The sequence below is a fragment of the Spiroplasma sp. hyd1 genome (genome assembly GCF_016082235.1).
Taxonomy (GTDB): domain Bacteria; phylum Bacillota_I; class Bacilli_A; order Mycoplasmatales; family Mycoplasmataceae; genus Spiroplasma; species Spiroplasma poulsonii.
Genome location: NZ_JXYY01000001.1, coordinates 57908 through 76579 on the forward strand (window position 1 = coordinate 57908; position 18672 = coordinate 76579).

Sequence of the window (18672 nt, forward strand, 5' to 3'; positions counted from 1 at the left end):
AAGTTTGCTATCAAACATAAGCAATAACTTCCCCACCTAAGTGAGCATGTTTTGCTGCTTTATCTGTCATAATTCCTTGGCTTGTTGAAATAATTGCAATTCCCATCCCATTTAAAACTTGAGGTACTTTTTCAACGGTTACATAAACTCTTAATCCTGGTTTTGAGATTCTTTTTAATCCTGAAATAACTTTTGTTTTTCCTTTGTACTTCAAAGTTAAACTTAATTCTTTTTTCACATCTCCTGATATTTTAAAATCTTCAACATAACCTTCTTCTTTCAAAATCTCAGCAATTCTTACTTTCATTTTACTTGAAGGAATGATCACACTTTTGTGTAAACGTTGGTTAGCATTTCGAATTCTTGTTAACATATCAGCAATTGTATCAATCATCATAATTAATTAGTCTCTCTTTCTATCATGAAGCTTTTCTAACCCCAGGAATTTGTCCTTTGTATGCTAAATTTCTAAAGCATAAACGACATAAATTAAATTTACGTAACACAGTATGAGGTCGTCCACAGTTTCCACAGCGAGTATAACCTCTTACCTTGAATTTTGGATGGCGTTGTTGTTTAACTTTTAATGATTTTTTGGCCATATTTCTTTCCTCCTATTTTTTAAATGGCATTCCCATTTTACCTAATAAGGCGTGAGCATTGCCATTATTACTTGCACTTGTGACAATTGTGATATCCATTCCACGAATTTTTTTAACTTTATCATAGTCAATTTCGGGAAAAATAATTTGTTCTTTGATTCCTAGCGTGTAATTCCCGCACCCATCAAAAGCGTCGAGACTAACCCCACGGAAATCTCTTACTCGTGGTAAAGCAATGTTAATTAGTTTATCTAAAAACTGATACATCTTTTTACCACGTAAAGTAACTTTTGCTCCAATTGGCATTCCTTCTCGTAATTTGAAGGCCGCAATTGAACCTTTTGCTTTGGTAACAACTGGATGTAATCCTGTAATTAACGCTAATTCATTTGTAATATCTTCGATTACTTTACTATTTTGTGCTGCATCACCAGCTCCCATGTTAACAACAATTTTTTTAACAGCAGGAACTTGCATAATTGACTGATAACCTTGCTCTTTGAATAATTCTTTAACAATTACATCTTTATATTTTTTTTCTAAACTAACATTCATTATTAATAATTATTCCTTTCTTTACGCTAAATGCGCTTTTGACTTACGAGCAATGCGAACTTTTTTACCATTATCAGCAACTTGATAGCTAATTTTAGTAATTTCTTTTTTGTTCTTTGGATCAATTAATGCAACATTTGAAATATGAATTGAAGCAGGAACTTGTTGAATTCCTCCTTCGGTGTTGTCTTGTGACGGTTTAACATGTTTAATATTAGTAATTCCTTCAATGACAACACGACTTTTTTCACGTAAAACACGGATGATTGGTCCTTCAGTTCCCTTGTGTTTTCCCGTTACAACTTTGACTAAGTCACCTTTTTTAAATTTAACTTTACTCATAACTTAGCCTCCTATAATACTTCTGGCGCTAATGATGCAATTTTTCCAAATCCAGCATCCCTAACTTCACGGGCAATTGGACCAAAAATATGTGTTCCCCGTGGCGTCTTATCTTCTTTAATTAAAACTACTGCATTTTCTGAAAATTGAATTTGTGTTCCATCGGTTCTTTTTAATCCGCGTTTTGTGCGAACAATAACTGCTTTAACAACTTGCCCTTTTTTAACAATCCCACCGGGAGTGGCTTTTTTAATGGTACATACAACAATATCCCCAATATTAGTAAACTTACGTCATGAACCACCTAAGTTTTTAATTACTAACACTTCTTTTGCTCCAGAGTTATCGGCAACTCTTAATCTTGTTTCTTGTTGGATCATTTATTTTTCCTCTTCTTAATTAACCAATTGCTTTTTCAATAACTTCAATTAAACGAAAGTGTTTAGTTTTTGATAAGGGACGTGTTTCCATAATACTTACCTTATCCCCAGTATGTGCTTGTTCATGTTCGTCGTGAGCTAAATATTTTTTTGAATACTTAACACGTTTTTTATATAATGGGTGGTTTTTGTATGTTTCAACTAAAACAGTAATTGTTTTATTGCTTCGATCCGAAATAACACGGCCTTGTAGCACTTTTCGACTATTTCTTTCCATTATTTTTTCCCTGTCCCTTTCTTGGTAGTTGTTTTATCATCGGCTTTTTTTGTTGTTTTTCCGGCAGTTAAAATTTTATCACGATTTTCTTTTCAATTTGTTCCATAAGTATACTCTGATGCTTTTGGATCTTTTGTTTTTAAATCTAAATTGATTTTAACACCTGTTCCGCGACCTTTTTTTGTTCCGATTGAAATTGAACTTTTCATTGCTGCTAATTTTTCTTTTGCATTAAGTTCAACATCTTTTTTTGCAGTATTAGTTCCCGCTGATTTTTTTGTTACTTTTGGCATTTCGATTTCTGCTTTTGCCGAAGTAACTGATTTAACGGTTACTGTTGATTTGCTACTTGTTGTTGGTGCAGCTGGTTTACTAACTGCTTTTGCTGCTTCGTTCTTTTTAATTAAAGATTTTAAAACAGCATCCTTTGCTCCTCCTGGTTTAGCAGGTTCTTTCTTTACCACAGGGGTAGTTGGTTTTTTGTCAGCTTCTTTTTTTGGTGCTGACTTAGTTGTTTTATTAGCAGCTGGTTTGCTTTCTTGCAACGGTGCTGCTGGTTTTTTCGCGGGGGCTGCTGAAACTTCTTTTGTTGTTGCTGCTTTTACCACTGCTGGTTTTTTGTCATCTGCTTTAGCAACTGGTTCAAGATTTGGCCCTTCCACCGTCATTTCCATCGCATCAGTTAATGGTAAATCCATTAAACTTGTCATATTGTCTTCGGGACCTTCTTGTTCTGCCAGAATTTGATCAATTTTGGCTTTGCGTTGCTTTGCAAATTCTTGTGATTCTTTTTCAATTTTAGCGTATGTTTCACTTAAATTAATTTTGACATTAATTGCTGTGTTTTCACCAGCTTTTTTACGAGAAGATAAGATTGTTAAAATGCGAGCAATTTGTTTTTTCAATTCCCCAATGCGATGTGGTTTTTCTAAGTTCCCCATTGCTGATTGAAATCTTAAAGCAAATAATTCAGCGTGTGATTCTTCTTCCAGTCTTTTTAACTCTTCAACTGATTTTTTGTTTAAATCATTCATCTTACTCTTCTCCTTTTTTTATAATCTTACATCTCACTGGTAATTTATGCATTGCTAAACGTAACGCTTCACGGGCTGTTTCTTCTGAAACTCCTGTTACTTCAAACATAACAGTTCCCGTTTTAACTACTGCTACTCATTCTTCTGGTGAACCTTTCCCTGATCCCATCCGTACTTCTAATGGTTTTTTAGTTTTTGCCATATGGGGAAAAATTCTAATTCAAACTTTTCCTCAACGTTTCATATAACGTGTCATAGCAATCCGCGCTGCTTCGATTTGACGGTTTGTAATTCATGCTCCATCTAGTGACTGTAATCCAAATTCTCCAAAATCAACTTTAGTATTCCCTTTTGCTTTTCCTTCGTATTTAATCCGATGTGGACGACGATATTTCGTTCTTTTTGGTAATAACATTATTTTGCCTCCTTAGGAGCAGAACGTGATTTTGGTGGATATTCACGACGATTATTGTTCGAACGATCATAATCTCTTCGTTCAAACTTTGGTTTTTCATCGCTAGTTGTGACTAGATCTTTACTTAAGATTTCACCTTTACAAATTCAAACCTTAACACCGATTTGACCATAAGTTGTCAAAGCTTCAGCCAAAGCATAATCAATATCACTACGTAAAGTGGCTAATGGTACTGTTCCTTCGGTATATCCTTCGGTACGAGCCATATCAACGCCACCTAAACGTCCTGATACAGCAGTTTTAATTCCTTGTGCACCAGCTTTCATTGCTTTTTTAATTGCTAACTTTTGCACAGTTCTGAATGATGCACGATTAACAATTTGTTCTGCAATTGTATTTGCAACTAATTGTGCATCAGTATCAGGGTTTTTAATTTCAACAACATTAATTTTTACTTCCATTTTACGATCACCAATTGTAACTCTTACTAGTTTTACTAATTCGACGATGTTTTTTCCTTCTTGCCCTAAGACAACACCAACACGAGCAGTTCTAATAAAGATAACAATTTCTTTTTTTGTTCGCTCAATTTCAATTTTAGAAACACTAGCTCCTTTTAATTTTTTCATTAGAGCTTTTCTAATTTTGATATCTTGATGCAATCAATTCACATAATCTTGCTTTTCAGCATATCATCTTGAATCTCATGTTTTAATAACTCCAACACGTAATCCCGTTGGACTAACTTTTTGACCCATATCTTGTTATCTTCCTTTCTTATTGCTGCCCATCACTAACAGTAACTGTGATGTGACTTGTTCTCTTTAAAATTTCATATACGCGTCCGTGGGCACGAGGACGGAATCGTTTTAATGTTGGTCCTTCGTTAACGAAGATTTCTTTAATAAATAAGCGATCAGCATCCAAGCCATTATTGTTAACAGCGTTTGCCACTGCTGACTTTACTAATTTTTGAACTGGTACTGATGATTTTTTGTTTGTGTTGTTAAGAATAACTATTGCGTCTCCCACTTTTTTATTTCGAATTAAATCGATAACCAATCTAACTTTTCGTGGCGATATTCGAATACTTCTTAAGTTTGCTCTTACATTCATTTATATAATACTCACTTTCTGAATTTAATTATTTTTTCTTTTTCTTATCATCGCCATGGCCACCAAATTTTCTCGTTGGTGAGAATTCTCCTAATTTATGACCAACCATATCTTCAGTAACATAAACCGGAATATGTTCTTTTCCGTTATGTACAGCAAAGGTATGACCAATAAATTCAGGGAAAATAACGCTTCTTCTTGATCAAGTCTTAACAACTTCTTTTTTATTTATTGCATTTAATGCTTCAACTTTTTTTTGTAAATGTTTATCAACAAATGGTCCTTTTTTTAGACTTCGTGACATTGTTGTACCTCCTTTTAAATAATCTCTCTAATTTCAATCTTTACTTTCAACTACTATTCGTCATATTTGACTGCTAATTAGTAAGATTATTTAGTGCGTCTTCTAACAATTAGTTTAGTTGAAGCTTTTTTCTTATTACGAGTTTTTACTCCTAATGCTTTTTTACCTCATGGTGTCATTGGTGCTTTACGCCCAACAGGAGCTTTTCCTTCTCCCCCACCATGCGGGTGATCATTTGGGTTCATAACTGACCCACGAACAGTTGGCCGAATTCCGCGTCAACGGTTACGTCCTGCTTTTCCTCAATTTACTAAGCCATAATCTTCATTTCCAACTTCTCCGATAGTTGCACGACATTCAGCTAGAACCTTACGAACTTCACCAGAAGTTAGTCGAATTGTAACATATTTACCATCTTCATCTTTCCCTAGTAATTGAACTGATGAACCCGCTGAACGCGCTAATTGTCCACCTTTACCAGGACGTAATTCTAAATTATGAAGTACTGTCCCTTCTGAAATGTTTTTTAATTTCATACAGTTTCCAACTTTAATATCATTTTTTTCCCCACTAATAATTTGCATTCCAACTTTAATTGTTTTTGGTGCTAAAATATATCTTTTTTCACCATCAACATAATTAACTAAAGAAATAAAGGCATTACGATTTGGATCATATTCAATTGTGGCAATTTTACCAACAACATCATCCTTATTTCGCTTAAAGTCAATAATTCGATATTTAACTTTATGACCGACACCTTTATGTCTTGTGGTAATAACCCCTTGGTTATTACGACCAGCATGTCTTTTCCGAGTTTCAATTAATGATTTTTCCGGACGATCAGTTGTTAGAACGGAATAATCTAATGTTGTCATACTACGACGACTCGGTGTAACTGGTTTAAAACTCTTAATTGGCATTTTTATTTATCCTCCTATTTCGCCAATAAACAGTCCCAGATAGTTGTATCCTGGAATTATTTATCTTCTCCTAATAAATCTAATTTTTCTCCTGGTTTTAATTTAATGATTGCACGTTTTGTATACGTTGTTTCTCCAACAAATTTTCCCATTTTCTTTTCTTTTGGGTCATAATTAATAACATTAACTTTATCAACCTTTACTTCAAAGATTTTTTCAAAAGCTTTTTTAATTTGAACTTTATTAGCAGTACGTGCCACTTCAAAAGTGTAAACCCCATCAGCCATATTACGATATGTTTTTTCTGATAAAATTGGTTTTTTAATGACATTTGTAATATGCATTATGCGTACACCTCCTCAATTGCTTTAACCGCTTGTTCTGTTATTAATAGTTTCTCAGCATTTAGTAAATCATAAATATTAATTCCAGCAGATGTAATTATATTTACTTTTTCAATATTACGTGATGATTTAAAGTTAACTTCATCACCATCGGTTGTAATGATTAATAATTTTTCATTATTAACTTTTAAATTATTTAAAACCCCAACCATTGCCTTTGTTGAAGGTTGTTCAATTCCAAATTGATCAATTATCACTAAATTTTTGTCTTGTGTTTTTAATGATAATGCTGATTTAATTGCTAATCTTCTTACTTTTTTATTAACATGTTTTAAGTAATTTTTTTCTGGAGTTGGACCAAATACGATGCCTCCTCCTTTTCATTGTGGTGCTCTAATTGAACCCTGGCGAGCACGACCAGTACCTTTTTGTCTTCAAGGTTTTCTTCCCCCACCAGATACTTCAGTTCTTGTTTTAGTTTTGTGTGTACCTTGACGCATTGCCGATTGTTGCGCAACAACAGCATCAAACATTGCTTGTTGGTGTGGTTCAATCCCTCAAATTGTCTTATTTACACTAATTTCTTTAATGCTACTTCCCTTCGCATCAAGTACTTGTAATTTCATTTTAAAATTCCTTTCTACAAAACTATTCTTCAACTGATGCTGGTGCATCGGTTGCTGGTGCTGCTTCAACTGGTGTTTCAGCAACTACCTCAACTGGTTTTTCTGTTTTAATTTCGGGTTCTGGTGTTTTTGATTCAACAGTTCTTTTAATTAGTTCTGTTGGTGTCTTTGGGTTTAAACCTTTAATTGTTTCTTTAATAACTACAAACTGTTTGTTTGGTCCCGGAATTGAACCTTTTACTAACAAGGCGTTTTTTACAGTGTCAATTGCAACTACTTCTAAATTTTGAATTGTTACTTTTTCAGCTCCCATATGCCCCGGCATTTTTTTTGATTTTAAAATGCGGTTTGGAGCAATTGGTCCCATTGACCCAACTCCACGGTGATATCCTGATCCATGACCCATTGGTCCACGCGAATAGTTGTGTCGTTTAATTGACCCTGTAAATCCTTTCCCTTTTGAAGTTCCGGTTACATCAACGAATTCCCCAGCAGTAAAGATATCAGCTTTAATAATATCGCCAGAATTATAGCCATCCATGTTTCTGATTTCTTTAACGAAGCGCTTAGGTGTTGTATTCGCTTTTTTAAATTGTCCTTGGTCTGGTTTTGAAACCAAGTTAATTCTTTTATCTTCGACAGCTAATTGAAGCGCTTGATAACCATTTTTTTCTTTACTTAACACTTGTAAAACAACATTAGGTTGTACTTCAACTACTGTAACTGGTATTAGTCTACCATCGGTAGCAAAAACTTGTGTCATACCAATTTTGCGTCCTAAGATTCCTTTCATTTCTTTCCTCCTTGAAAATACGTCATGTATATCTTGCTGATAAATTAAATTTAAGAACGGTTATTTATTTCATTTCAATTTCAACACCACTTGGTAATTGAACACGTTTTAGAGTATCAATTACTTTTGGACCATCAGGATTAATGATATCAATAATTCTTTTATGTGTTCTCATTTCAAATTGTTCTCTTGAATCTTTGTATTTATGAGTTGCACGTAAAATAGTAATGATTTCACGATCAGTTGGTAAAGGAATTGGTCCTTTAACTTTTACTCCTGCGGCTTGGGCTGCTTCAATGATTTTTTGAATTGATTGATCAACCACACGGTGATCATAACCCTTTAATTTTATTCTCATTTTAGTTTGAGCCATTACTTTTCCTCCTAATTTATTTATATTTTTTGTGTAAACATTGACAACGCCTATCAGTGTATCAAAGATAGACCACAAAAGATGTTTCCACAAAATATACATGCTAATTTATTTTATTGGATAACATCCAATAATGCAAGTACTTTTTTAAAAAAAATAATATTTTAAAGGGGATAAAATTAGCAATTATTATCACATTCATAATCGTCAGTAACAGAAAAATATTATCTTATCTTTTATTATTTTTTTAATCTCGTTATAATTATTATTGTATAAAAGTAACAAAGGGTGAGGAGAAAAATGGCAAACAAAAAGAATGATAAAACTATCATATGAAAAAAGTCAAAAATTGTTGAACATGATTTAAGTTATGAAAAAATCCAAGAGTTTAAAGCACAAGTAGTTAAAATTGAGCTTGATAATTTAGCACGTAAAACATCACGAGCCCATGAAGTATACCGTAAAACAAAGAAAAAACCAAAACTTGATAAGAAAAAAATAATTGATAAAAATAATCCAATGTATAAAATTTTATTAAATGCCCAAAAAAAAGAATAACCAGTTAAGAAAACAAGCTTTTAAAACTAATGACCCTAATTATATTGATGTTAATAATATGACTGTTGCTGATCGTGTTAAAATTGTTAAATTAGCGAAAAAAAATAATCCATATTATCGCCAACTATTATTAGAAAAAAACACAACTGGACTTTCTGAATTAGCCCGAAAACGAAAAATTGAAATGATGACACAAGCAGCTCAATCAAAAAAAAGATCAAAAAAATAAAAAAAGTATAAAAAACTCTTTTATACTGTTAATTTATTTGTGATAAACTTCATTATTAATAATTTTAAATCCCCGATAAATTTGTTCTAGTAAAATTAATCGACATAATTGATGCGGTAATGTTATTGCTCCAAAGCTTAATTGAAAAGCAACCTGTCCTTGGATTGATTGTTAAATTAAAACCATGACTACCACCAATAATAAACATTAATTTTGCTTTTTTAAAATCCTTAACATCTGCTATTAAAGCAGCAATTTTTTCACTTGTTAATGATTTACCATCCAGAGCTAATAATACTTTATAATAATCGGGATAATCTAAAGCTTTTTTTATTACTAATACTGTTTGTTCATTAACTGCTACTTGTTCATTTTTATTGACAATTTCTTTTATTTCAATGATTTCGATTTTAGCATAATGTTTAATTCGCTCTAAAAACAAAGCACAACCCGATATTAAGAAACTTTTATCTAATAGACTTCTTGCGATACCCTTTTTTATTAAAATATTATTATAAAATATAATTTATGAGGACATAAAAATATGAACAATAATAAATTTAATACTCTTAATGATAGAGAATGGTTAAGATTAACAGGAATAAAAAAATCCACTTTTAATAAAATGTTAGATATTTTAAAAGTTGCTGAAATAGAAAAATTTAAAAAAGGTGGTAAAACTAATAAATTATCATTAGAAAATAGATTATTGATGACTTTATTATATTGACGAGAATATCAGACTTATTTTCATCTTGGTAAAAGTTTTGATATTAGTGAGGCTAATTGTTATCGTAATATTAAGTGAATTGAAGATATTTTAATTAAAAACTCTGATTTTCAACAACTTGCTGGTAAAAAAGCACTAATAAATGATTATTTTAATGATAAAACTATTATTATTGATGCTACCGAAACTCCAATCCAACGCCCAAAAAAAGACAAAAACAATCTTATTCTGGTAAAAAGAAAAAACACACGATCAAAACACAAGTAATTATCGAACAAGAAACCAAAAAAATTATTGCAACAAGTTTTTCGCTCGGAAAAAAACATGATTATGCTTTATTTAAAGAATCAAAAATCCCAATTTTAAAAAATACCAAATTAATAGTTGATAGTGGTTATCAAGGAATACAAAAAAATCACAATAATGTTCTAATACCTACAAAGAAAACAAAGAAAAACCCTTTAAACAAAGAACAAAAGCAATATAATAGACTAGTTTCAAAAATGAGAATTATTATTGAAAATATTTTTGCTATTCTTAAAAAATTTAAAATTATTACAGAAAAATATCGTAATCGAAGAAAAAGATTTGGTTTAAGATTTAATTTAATTGCCTCAATTTATAATTTACAATTATTATATTTAACATAAAATATTTATTTAAAATTAAATAATTTAAATAATAAATTAATTTTTCGTTGTGGAAAAATATTAAATTTTTAAATAAAAAACATAATTAATTAAAATTATATTTTTCTATTAGTATCTTTTTTACAAATATTTGCAATTTTTTAACAAGTAATGCAAGAAGTCTAATGAACCAACTGTTAAAATTTTAATATCCATTACTTGTATTGATCTGTCATTGAATCAACATTAATTTTTCATTTTAAATCAGGAAAAGCATAATCTGGTGATAACGATGGAAATTGTCCATTTTTATCAACTTTTTTATCTTCATCAGCTGTTAAAATTCCATCTTTGTCACCTTTTTTAACATATCCTAATGCAATACTAAAACTTGGATCGATATTAGGAACTGGAATCTTAAAATTATAGTCATGATAATCATCATTTGTTAATTTACTAAAATCATAAAAACCATAACTAAGAAAAAATCATTGATGAGCATATGTTGGTTTATCCGTACTACTATTTGGATTTTTATAAACCAAGTAATTAGCGTAAGCAACTAATTTATCAATTGTTGCTGAAAAAGTAAAACGTTTATGTTCGCCTTGGAATTCAAACCGAATTGTTACATTTGGAATTGTTATCGCAAAATAACGAGCTGATTGATAACCACGGTTCTCATTAATCTGGTCAAATCCTTTATTATAATTGTTATTTGGATCATTTAATCAATCTAAAATTGTCGCAACTGACGATAAAGTTTTTAATGATGGTGGTGTATAAGGTCCTTTTTTACTACCTCACGTATGTTCTTTCACTCAATCTTTATTTGATGTTTTTTCTGCATTACCACTCATTGTTACTAAATTTTGATTATTAGGATCAACAACAGTTGGGTTTTCATTTGCCGTTAAACTAACTTGGGTATAATATGAATCATAACTAGTTGAATAATTAGTAAAAAATTCTTCTCATAAGGTTTTTTGATTAATTTTTTTTGCATTATCAAAAGGATCAGTTCCATCAATTTTTGCATTTGCAATAATATTATCTTTTTGTTCTTGTAATCCGGCAGCAATTTGTTCTGGTGTTCAATTTGCTCCTTTTCCAGTTGTCTTACTATTGTCTTTTGTTAAATTTATTCCAGTTAAAAATGGAACAACGACATTACTAATTAATCCCATTCTTCCCCCTTGTAAACTATATTCATAAGGAGCTCCCGTTTCATCTTTCCCTGATTCAGCAGCGTTATCGATTCCATTAACTGATTTTCCAGTTACAGTCGGCGCATAACTAAATTTTTGATTCCCATTATATACAAAAACAGGCACCGGATTTCCTTGCGGTGTTGTATTACAAGCAACAAGTGACGTTGTTGATGTTGTAATTAAAGTTGTTGCTGTAAAAAGTGATAATAATTTACGCATTTTAGACCTCTTTTCCTAAGCGTTTATTTAATATAATTGCATCTCTGCTACTAACTAAAATGTTAACCTAAATTTTAGCATTTTGCAAACCATAATCAGCAAATGAACCATGTTTTTTTACAAATAATAATTCGACACTACCAGTTGGACCATTCCGATGCTTCGATAAAATTAACTGTGCTTTTTCAGTTTCCAATGGAGCATCTAAGTTATTTGGATCATGGGTTGCATAATAGTCTTCACGAAATAAAAACATAATAATATCAGCATCTTGTTCAATTGCCCCTGAATCACGTAAGTCTGACATAATTGGACGTTTATCTTCTCGTTTTTCAACTGACCGTGATAGCTGAGATAAACAAATAATTGGTACTTCTAATTCCCGCGCTAAAGCTTTTAATTGGCGCGAAATAGTTGAAACCTCTTGTTGACGAGAATCACTAAAATGCGTTCCCGTACTCAATAATTGTAAATAATCAATAACAACTAATCCAACTTCATTTTCACGACACAGTTTTCGAAGTTTTGATTGTAATTCAATAACTTTTAATCCTGGTGTATCATCAATAAATAACTTGGTTTGTTTTAAAAAGTCCGCAGCCTTTGTAATATTTTCTCAATCACGAGTTTGTAAACCTTTTCCAGTACGAACTTTTGCTGAATCCACTGTTGAATAACTCCCAATCATCCGTTGAATCAATTGTTCTGCGGGCATTTCAACTGAAAAAATCGCAACAGCTTTTTTTGATTGTGCTGCAGATTTAACAGCAAAATTTAGAGCTAATGCCGTTTTCCCCATTGATGGTCGTGCTGCTAGAATAATAAAATCCCCTTTTTGAAAACCTGATGTCATTCGGTCTAAATCACGAAAACCACTTGGACTACCTGTTAACATTTCACCAGAATTTTCTAACAATTCAATTTTTTGTAAAACTTTGTCAACTTCATCAAATGATGTTTTAAATAAATTTCCTTTTCGTTCTTTTTTAACATCCAAAATCTCTTTTTCGGCTTTGCTAACAACTTCATCAATTGGCTGATGAGTTTCAATTTCACGATGGATATTTTCAAGCACCGCTTTTAAACGGCGTGAAGTGGTGTTTTTAATAATAATATCTAAATACTCTGTTAAATTTGCATCAGTTGTATATGATTGAAATAAATCTGTTAAAAATTCAATTCCCCCAATTTTATTTAACATATTATTTTTTAACATATAATTACTTAATGTCATAATGTTAATGGCTACTTTTGCCAAAAACTGTTCTTGTAAGGCTTTAAAGATAACTTTATAATTCATTACGGTAAAATCTTCTTCTGTTAAAATTGAAAACACTTCTTCTGCAGCAGCAATTGAATGAGCAATAATTGCTAAAACATTTTTTTCCGCATCATTAATAACATTAATCTTATTTAACTCTTTTTTACTTAAGTTATCCATTACCTAACTCTCCTTTTTATCAATCATCACCTTCAAAGTTGCAATTAAATTAGGGGCTAATTTAATTTTTAAATAGTGCAACCCAAAACTTGTTAAATTATTATTATCAAGAAATTTCTTTTTATCAACTTTTAAATTAAATTCTTTTGCCAAACGATCTTCAATTTGGGTTAATGAAATTGAACCAAAAGTTTTATTATCATGAACTTTTAATTTAAAATTTAAGGTTAATTGTTCTAAAGCTGTCTTTAGTTCTTCTAATGTCGCTTTATTTGCTACTGCTTGGGCTGCTTGTTCGGATAGAACAACATTGAGTTTTGCTAAATTAGCTGGGGTTGTTGGAATCCCAATTCCTTCTTTAATTAAATAATTTTTCGCATAACCATCTGAAACTTCAATCACATCATTAATTTTGCCTTTGCCCTTAACATCTTTAATTAAAATAACTTTCATCATAATCACCTATTATCAATTATATAGGAAAACTATCTTAAAAAAATACTTCTTTTATCATTTTAAGAAGGATAATAAAAAACGAATGATACTATTCGTTTTTAACCAATATCTAATAAGTACAAACATAAGACAGCTTTCTTAAAAACCTTGTCTAAACGTTTTTCTGCATCAGGATCTTCTTGGTATGTTAATGAATTACGATATTTTGTATGTTGTAAGAAACTAAAAATATCATATTCTAACTTAGGATTAAATTCTTTGATGTCTGTGCGTTTTTCTTCTAACAACGGCAATAATTTATTTAATACTGTTAACTTAGCATTAATATCACCATTATTAGCAAAATACTCCGTAAAGATTGATTCCTTATTAATTTTTTCTTCATCATCATTATCATTATCAAATGAGCGCTTTGATGTAAACCCCGGTTTTCGTCTTAACTTTCTGTTACTACCAAAATGATTTTCTTTTACACCAAAACGTTTAACCTTGCAACTGTTACTAATTGTCTCAACAACATCAATGCCAAATCAATCTAACAATTCATAAATTTTAGTTGGGAAACTATTAAAAGCAATTGACTTATAATTATTTAAAGCATTAATAGTTGGTCCATCTGTTTCTGTTGATAAATTAACAACATTTAAACTATACTCACAAAACTTTAATAGTTCTGAATCTTCAACAAAAAAGGTATCAATTTGATTATAAATTACATCATAATTTTTTTGATCTTTTTTTTGAACTGATTTTTTATTTAAATCTAATTCCAAGTCATTAATCAAATCAATACTATAACTTTCTTTTATAATTCCTAATTCTTGTAAAGTATTATTTACTTCTAAATTAATATTAAAAAAAATAATTGCTTTATCAACATTCATTCCAAATAATTTAGTTGACGAATTATCTAACGATGTTTTAATAAATTGGTCATTGACCATCACTGACCAATCAGATAAAATTTCTTTAAAATTTGTTAAAAAATACGCATATCTTTCATTTTCATTTTTATCAAAAATTGACATACTTCACCCCTGATTATATTTTTTATTTCTACATTATATATATTATACCAAAAAAACAAGATTAATTAAAGCAATAACTTTGGATTTATATTTGATGATAAATAAAATAATTTTAATAATCATCGCTTTTTTATTGCATTCTATTTTCTTAACCAATTATCTTTTCTAAACAATTAAAAAAACATACCAATGGGAATTTGATATGTTTTGTTTATTGTTTACTGTTTAAATTAAATATATTTGAAATGGTGGACCCGAACGGGATCGAACCGTCGACCCCCTGCGTGCAAGGCAGGTGCTCTCCCAGCTGAGCTACGGGCCCAAAATTAGATAAAAAATGGTCGGGCTAAATGGACTTGAACCATCGACCTCACCCTTATCAGGGGTGCGCTCTAACCAACTGAGCTATAGCCCGAAAACCTAAATCATTATAACATTAATTTTATTTAAAAAACAACTATAAACCCAAAATATTTTAAAAAAATAAGAAAATAATTTTTAGAACCCTAATCTAATTATTTATAGTAACTATCAGTAAAAAACAATTAAATTAAATAATAATTAATATAATTTTTAACCATATAAAAATGTTTCTCCTAACTTTAGATATTAATAAAAACCTAGAAAGGTTTTTATTAATATTTTCTTAGTTAAAAGAAACATTGCAAAAATATTTAAATTACTTTTTATTTTACAATCGGATTTAAGTCTTCAATATCGTTAACATTTTCACGATTTGATTTTTTACGACTTTGTTTTTCTAACTTTGCTTGCAATTTTGCCGCTTTTAATTCTTCTTTTGTTAAACGTTTTGTTTCTTTCTTTGACATTTCTGAATTATGATTAAAATCATTATCATTAATAAAACTAAAGAAATCATCATCATTTAAATCAGTTGGTTTCGTTGTCGCTTGCGGTTGTGATACATCTTGGTTAACATAAACTGGGTTTGCAACAAAAGCTTGTTCGTAGTAATCTGGCATTCCTGCTCCCGCTTGATTTTGTTGTTGCTCACCAGATGTTCCTTGTTGTCCAAATCCTTGTGATCCTAATGGGTCACTCTCTGCTCCTTGTTGTTCTAAAGGCAATTCATTTGTACCAATTGGTTGTGTACTATTATATTGTTCTTGTACAGTAACAGGTGCTATTGGTTCAACTTGGGCTGTTTGTAGAGGTTCTGATTTAATATCAGTAACATTTGAAACAGCCACATTTTCAGCATTAAAACCACGACCGCTTTGTTGGCGATCATTATCTTCATCAGCATTCTTTCTTAAATCATCATCCCTTTTACTGCCCTGATGCTTTTTTTCTGTAGAATCTTTTCGATGGTAATCTTCTTCTGAATGTTCATAATAACCCCCATGGCCACAAGTGCATCCACCACCACAGCCATTTTGCGATCAATGGTTAGGATATATGCCGTGATACATTCCTGGGTTCATTCCCATTGGTGGCATTGGCGGCATCATTGGATAATACGGATATGGCGCTGGCGCTGGTTGTTGAATAAAAAAGACTTGTGGCGAAGCACCACTAGCCGCAGGATACGGAGTAATAACTTGTTGTTGTGGTGGTGTCGAATATTGTGGGATTGCTGATACTGCTGAATAATTATTTGCAGGTGAAATTAATGGTGACAACGTTAGTGTACTAATAAACACTTCAGCATCACGGCGACTTCTAAATAACGCTATTTCACTATTGGTATCATGTGACTTCACTAAATATCCTTCTTCATTTGGTAAGATATAAAAGCCATTATTCATTACTACACCTCATTTACCCTATCTTCTACCCATACTTTACTATATACATTATAGCATAAAAAAAGGAAATAATATATAATATTATATCTATTTTTTAATTAATAGGTTATTTCTTTAAAAAATAAAAAATAATTATTCCTTTAAACTCTAACTTAAAGTTTCTATTTTCTTTAAAACTCGCTCAATCACTTTATTTTGGTTTCCTTTTCATCACTGCAACAATGAAATTCGTTCAAATTTTCAACCATTACTTTCTAAAATTGATTGTCGCCAAATATCTCGAGCTCGGTCCATTGGCTTAGAATGATATGTATGACCATCACACTCAATTGCTAACACAAAATTACCTGTTGTTTTATCTTTAATTCCTAAATCAATCCGAAAACCAGATTGTTTTACTTGCGGAATAATTTCAAATCTTTCTCCATTTAAATGTTTTTTCAATTGAGTATAAATTTCTTCTTCTAAAATACTATCCATTTGTTGATAAGGATTCTCATCACTATATTCTATAAGATATTTACTTCAAATTAATTGAAAAACCTCATTATCTAAATTGCATGATTGCAAGTGATCAACATAATTAATATAGTCAGCAAATACTTTTGCTCCTTCAGATTTTAGTGCTGAAATATCATAACCAAAATCATGACCCTTGATTGATTTTACAACAAGTTAATTTAAAGTTTCAAAATTGAAAATTAGTTGATGTTAGTTNTAAAGAAAAATTAAAAAATGAATTATCAAATTTTAATGATAAATGATATACAGTAATTTGAAAACCAAAAAATATTTATTTCATTGCTAAATTTAATTCGAAATGAGATGTTTTAACTCCTGGTGGTAATATATCTTTTCAAAATTATTATGTTAATTTTGAATATATTAAATCTCTTTATCATTATNATAATAGTACTAATGAACCTGAGTTACCNGAAATTNATNNNAATANTGGTAATNNNATTTTTTGAACTGATAATNANTATCAAAATACTCGNTCTTTTTTANTNAANTATATTAATGCNATTGTGCAAGAAAATATTAGAGTACAGCAAAGTGGTAACCCTGATTATGATGATCCGAATTTGGGCAGTCAAAGAATAATTTTTGATTTTGAAATTATCAATAATTTAGATAAGTCTGATACTGGTACAATTTTAACTAAAAAATCAATTTATCGAATGATTTTAACAATTGATAAAAAGAAAAATATTATTGCTGGTAGTTTAGAGCTTACACATCTTAAACAATATTGAAATGGTAGTAATTATAATAATTATCGATATACTGATGATTTAGGGTTTTTATTTTCTTTTATGAAAGAAAAAGAAGATGTTTTTAATTTTAGTGCTGAAACTTAATAATTATTACCCGGGTAATAGTCCTAATACTGGTAAAAGTATATTTGANCAGATGAAAGGTCAAATTGANATTAATAANTTTTTAAAAGCTTTTTTTGCGTATGCTTTAGTCCCGGTGTTTCAAAATCGTAGTAATTTTATTGAAAGTGGATATATTGACAATTTACAGTATGATACTGTTTTAATTAATTTTTTTGGTTTAAAATTGGTTAATTTTAGAGATGTTTTAATTGATGAAAGTAATACTAATAAAAGTCAGTTTGAAAAGTTATTAAATAGTATGTTTACGGTTTCTCAAAATTTTTATAAAGATTATTTACGCACCATTTTTGATTTAGAAAATAATACTTATGTGCAAGGATATCATAAAAAATATGGTTTATTAGCTAACAATGGTTTTAAAATTTATCCCCGTTACTTTTATTTTTCTGATAAATATAATCAGTTAGATATTAAGTTATACTCAGCATTTAAAAATCGGTTTTATAATACAAAAATACAAATTATGGTAATGTGTTTAATTATGATTTTTCAGTTGTAAATAATTATAATATTAATCAAAATGAGGGTTATGTTTTTGAAGATGCTTTAAAAGATAAATATGGTTTAAAATACAAAAAAATTGAAGAACAAAAAATCGGTTATAATGTTTTTGAATTACAAGCCTAAAAAGAAAATGATTTGTATCGTTATTATGATTTTAATTTTGGAATTTATAATTGACAAGAAATAAATAACGGTGGATTATTTCCTGATGGACAATGATGACAAGCACAATATGAAAGTTGTAATTGATATAATTTAGCATGTCATATACGAAATGCGGAAATTTGAGTTGTTAATAATATTCCTGGTGTAAAACAAGTCAATGAATTAGCAAGTGGTGTTGGTAAAATATTTCAAACAATAGACTTCTTGCATTACTTGTTAAAAAATTGCAAATATTTGTAAAAAAGA

At 30.1% G+C, this 18672-nt stretch carries 26 protein-coding genes, 2 tRNA genes and 2 pseudogenes; 4 read left to right on the forward strand and 26 right to left on the reverse strand.

Annotated elements, in window-relative coordinates; translation table 4 throughout:
- Positions 1–7 precede the first annotated feature (7 nt).
- From rpsH to rpsJ, 16 genes are all read right to left on the reverse strand, one after another.
- Positions 8–397, reverse strand: a complete 390-nt coding sequence (gene rpsH / locus TS70_RS00310; protein WP_040092939.1) for a 30S ribosomal protein S8 — start codon at positions 395–397, stop codon at positions 8–10.
- 19 nt (positions 398–416) lie between these two features.
- Complete coding sequence (locus TS70_RS00315; RefSeq protein ID WP_040092938.1) at positions 417–602, reverse strand: type Z 30S ribosomal protein S14; 186 nt, start codon at positions 600–602, stop codon at positions 417–419.
- Between the two features lie 12 nt (positions 603–614).
- Positions 615–1157 carry a 50S ribosomal protein L5 gene (gene rplE, locus TS70_RS00320; protein ID WP_040092937.1) on the reverse strand — a complete coding sequence of 181 codons (543 nt, stop codon included), beginning with the start codon at positions 1155–1157 and terminating at the stop codon, positions 615–617.
- 21 nt (positions 1158–1178) lie between these two features.
- Positions 1179–1499: a 50S ribosomal protein L24 gene (gene rplX / locus TS70_RS00325; RefSeq protein WP_040092936.1), complete on the reverse strand. Its 321-nt coding sequence runs from the start codon at positions 1497–1499 to the stop codon at positions 1179–1181.
- A gap of 11 nt (positions 1500–1510) precedes the next feature.
- Positions 1511–1879: a 50S ribosomal protein L14 gene (gene rplN / locus TS70_RS00330; RefSeq protein WP_198049071.1), complete on the reverse strand. Its 369-nt coding sequence runs from the start codon at positions 1877–1879 to the stop codon at positions 1511–1513.
- A gap of 19 nt (positions 1880–1898) precedes the next feature.
- The gene (gene rpsQ, locus TS70_RS00335) at positions 1899–2159 is read right to left on the reverse strand and encodes a 30S ribosomal protein S17 (protein WP_198049082.1); all 261 of its coding nucleotides are present in this window, start codon (positions 2157–2159) and stop codon (positions 1899–1901) included.
- The gene (gene rpmC, locus TS70_RS00340; protein ID WP_198049072.1) at positions 2156–3190 is read right to left on the reverse strand and encodes a 50S ribosomal protein L29; all 1035 of its coding nucleotides are present in this window, start codon (positions 3188–3190) and stop codon (positions 2156–2158) included. The genes rpsQ and rpmC overlap by 4 nt, the downstream gene beginning before the upstream one ends.
- 1 nt (position 3191) lies before the next feature.
- Positions 3192–3605: a 50S ribosomal protein L16 gene (rplP, locus tag TS70_RS00345; protein WP_040092931.1), complete on the reverse strand. Its 414-nt coding sequence runs from the start codon at positions 3603–3605 to the stop codon at positions 3192–3194.
- On the reverse strand, positions 3605–4363 hold the full coding sequence (gene rpsC / locus TS70_RS00350) for a 30S ribosomal protein S3 (RefSeq protein ID WP_127092549.1): 759 nt from the start codon (positions 4361–4363) through the stop codon (positions 3605–3607). The genes rplP and rpsC overlap by 1 nt, the downstream gene beginning before the upstream one ends.
- 19 nt (positions 4364–4382) lie before the next feature.
- Complete coding sequence (gene rplV / locus TS70_RS00355) at positions 4383–4721, reverse strand: 50S ribosomal protein L22 (RefSeq protein WP_040092928.1); 339 nt, start codon at positions 4719–4721, stop codon at positions 4383–4385.
- A 28-nt stretch (positions 4722–4749) separates the two neighbouring features.
- A complete protein-coding gene (gene rpsS / locus TS70_RS00360; protein WP_040092927.1) occupies positions 4750–5025 on the reverse strand; it encodes a 30S ribosomal protein S19 in 276 nt (91 codons plus the stop codon).
- Positions 5026–5111: 86 nt separating this feature from the next.
- Positions 5112–5948, reverse strand: a complete 837-nt coding sequence (rplB, locus tag TS70_RS00365; protein ID WP_198049073.1) for a 50S ribosomal protein L2 — start codon at positions 5946–5948, stop codon at positions 5112–5114.
- Between the two features lie 56 nt (positions 5949–6004).
- Entirely contained in the window at positions 6005–6292 is a 288-nt protein-coding gene (rplW, locus tag TS70_RS00370) for a 50S ribosomal protein L23 (protein ID WP_040092924.1), read from the reverse strand.
- Positions 6292–6918, reverse strand: coding sequence for a 50S ribosomal protein L4 (gene rplD, locus TS70_RS00375; RefSeq protein ID WP_040092922.1), 627 nt, complete (start codon positions 6916–6918; stop codon positions 6292–6294). The genes rplW and rplD overlap by 1 nt, the downstream gene beginning before the upstream one ends.
- A 22-nt stretch (positions 6919–6940) precedes the next feature.
- Entirely contained in the window at positions 6941–7711 is a 771-nt protein-coding gene (gene rplC, locus TS70_RS00380; protein WP_040092920.1) for a 50S ribosomal protein L3, read from the reverse strand.
- A 64-nt stretch (positions 7712–7775) separates the two neighbouring features.
- Complete coding sequence (rpsJ, locus tag TS70_RS00385) at positions 7776–8084, reverse strand: 30S ribosomal protein S10 (RefSeq protein WP_040092918.1); 309 nt, start codon at positions 8082–8084, stop codon at positions 7776–7778.
- Positions 8085–8384: 300 nt separating this feature from the next.
- On the opposite strand from rpsJ, the gene TS70_RS06900 reads away from it, so the two are divergent.
- The gene (locus TS70_RS06900; protein ID WP_232332158.1) at positions 8385–8642 is read left to right on the forward strand and encodes a hypothetical protein; all 258 of its coding nucleotides are present in this window, start codon (positions 8385–8387) and stop codon (positions 8640–8642) included.
- Positions 8623–8871 (forward strand): hypothetical protein, encoded by a 249-nt coding sequence (locus tag TS70_RS06905; protein ID WP_232332159.1) that lies wholly within the window; start codon positions 8623–8625, stop codon positions 8869–8871. The genes TS70_RS06900 and TS70_RS06905 overlap by 20 nt, the downstream gene beginning before the upstream one ends.
- 33 nt (positions 8872–8904) lie before the next feature.
- On the opposite strand, the gene TS70_RS08220 is transcribed toward TS70_RS06905, so the two are convergent.
- The gene (locus TS70_RS08220) at positions 8905–9036 is read right to left on the reverse strand and encodes a 23S rRNA (pseudouridine(1915)-N(3))-methyltransferase RlmH (protein WP_308699423.1); all 132 of its coding nucleotides are present in this window, start codon (positions 9034–9036) and stop codon (positions 8905–8907) included.
- 61 nt (positions 9037–9097) lie between these two features.
- Positions 9098–9313 (reverse strand): annotated as a pseudogene (locus tag TS70_RS08045) (23S rRNA (pseudouridine(1915)-N(3))-methyltransferase RlmH); the annotation flags it as partial.
- Between the two features lie 102 nt (positions 9314–9415).
- Here TS70_RS08045 and TS70_RS00400 point away from each other — a divergent pair.
- Positions 9416–10251 (forward strand): IS5 family transposase gene (locus TS70_RS00400; RefSeq protein WP_105628856.1). Its coding sequence is split into 2 segments (ribosomal slippage): positions 9416–9812 and positions 9812–10251, totalling 837 coding nucleotides; the frame shifts between segments, so codons are not numbered across the junction.
- A gap of 194 nt (positions 10252–10445) precedes the next feature.
- Here the strand turns inward: TS70_RS00400 and TS70_RS08225 are convergent.
- From TS70_RS08225 to TS70_RS00440, 8 genes are all read right to left on the reverse strand, one after another.
- A complete protein-coding gene (locus tag TS70_RS08225; protein WP_198049074.1) occupies positions 10446–11660 on the reverse strand; it encodes a lipoprotein in 1215 nt (404 codons plus the stop codon).
- Between the two features lie 67 nt (positions 11661–11727).
- Positions 11728–13101, reverse strand: coding sequence for a replicative DNA helicase (gene dnaB / locus TS70_RS00410; protein WP_198049075.1), 1374 nt, complete (start codon positions 13099–13101; stop codon positions 11728–11730).
- 3 nt (positions 13102–13104) lie between these two features.
- On the reverse strand, positions 13105–13554 hold the full coding sequence (gene rplI, locus TS70_RS00415) for a 50S ribosomal protein L9 (RefSeq protein WP_198049076.1): 450 nt from the start codon (positions 13552–13554) through the stop codon (positions 13105–13107).
- Between the two features lie 101 nt (positions 13555–13655).
- Positions 13656–14585: a hypothetical protein gene (locus TS70_RS00420; protein WP_040092909.1), complete on the reverse strand. Its 930-nt coding sequence runs from the start codon at positions 14583–14585 to the stop codon at positions 13656–13658.
- A 246-nt stretch (positions 14586–14831) separates the two neighbouring features.
- A tRNA-Ala gene (locus TS70_RS00425) sits at positions 14832–14907 on the reverse strand.
- A gap of 16 nt (positions 14908–14923) precedes the next feature.
- Positions 14924–15000: transfer RNA gene (locus TS70_RS00430), tRNA-Ile, on the reverse strand.
- Between the two features lie 271 nt (positions 15001–15271).
- Positions 15272–16354: a hypothetical protein gene (locus TS70_RS00435; protein ID WP_198049077.1), complete on the reverse strand. Its 1083-nt coding sequence runs from the start codon at positions 16352–16354 to the stop codon at positions 15272–15274.
- 147 nt (positions 16355–16501) lie between these two features.
- Positions 16502–16924 (reverse strand): hypothetical protein, encoded by a 423-nt coding sequence (locus TS70_RS00440; protein ID WP_198049078.1) that lies wholly within the window; start codon positions 16922–16924, stop codon positions 16502–16504.
- 95 nt (positions 16925–17019) lie between these two features.
- On the opposite strand from TS70_RS00440, the pseudogene TS70_RS00445 reads away from it, so the two are divergent.
- Positions 17020–18624: pseudogene (locus tag TS70_RS00445) on the forward strand (spiroplasma phage ORF1-like family protein); the annotation flags it as partial.
- Positions 18625–18672 lie beyond the last annotated feature (48 nt).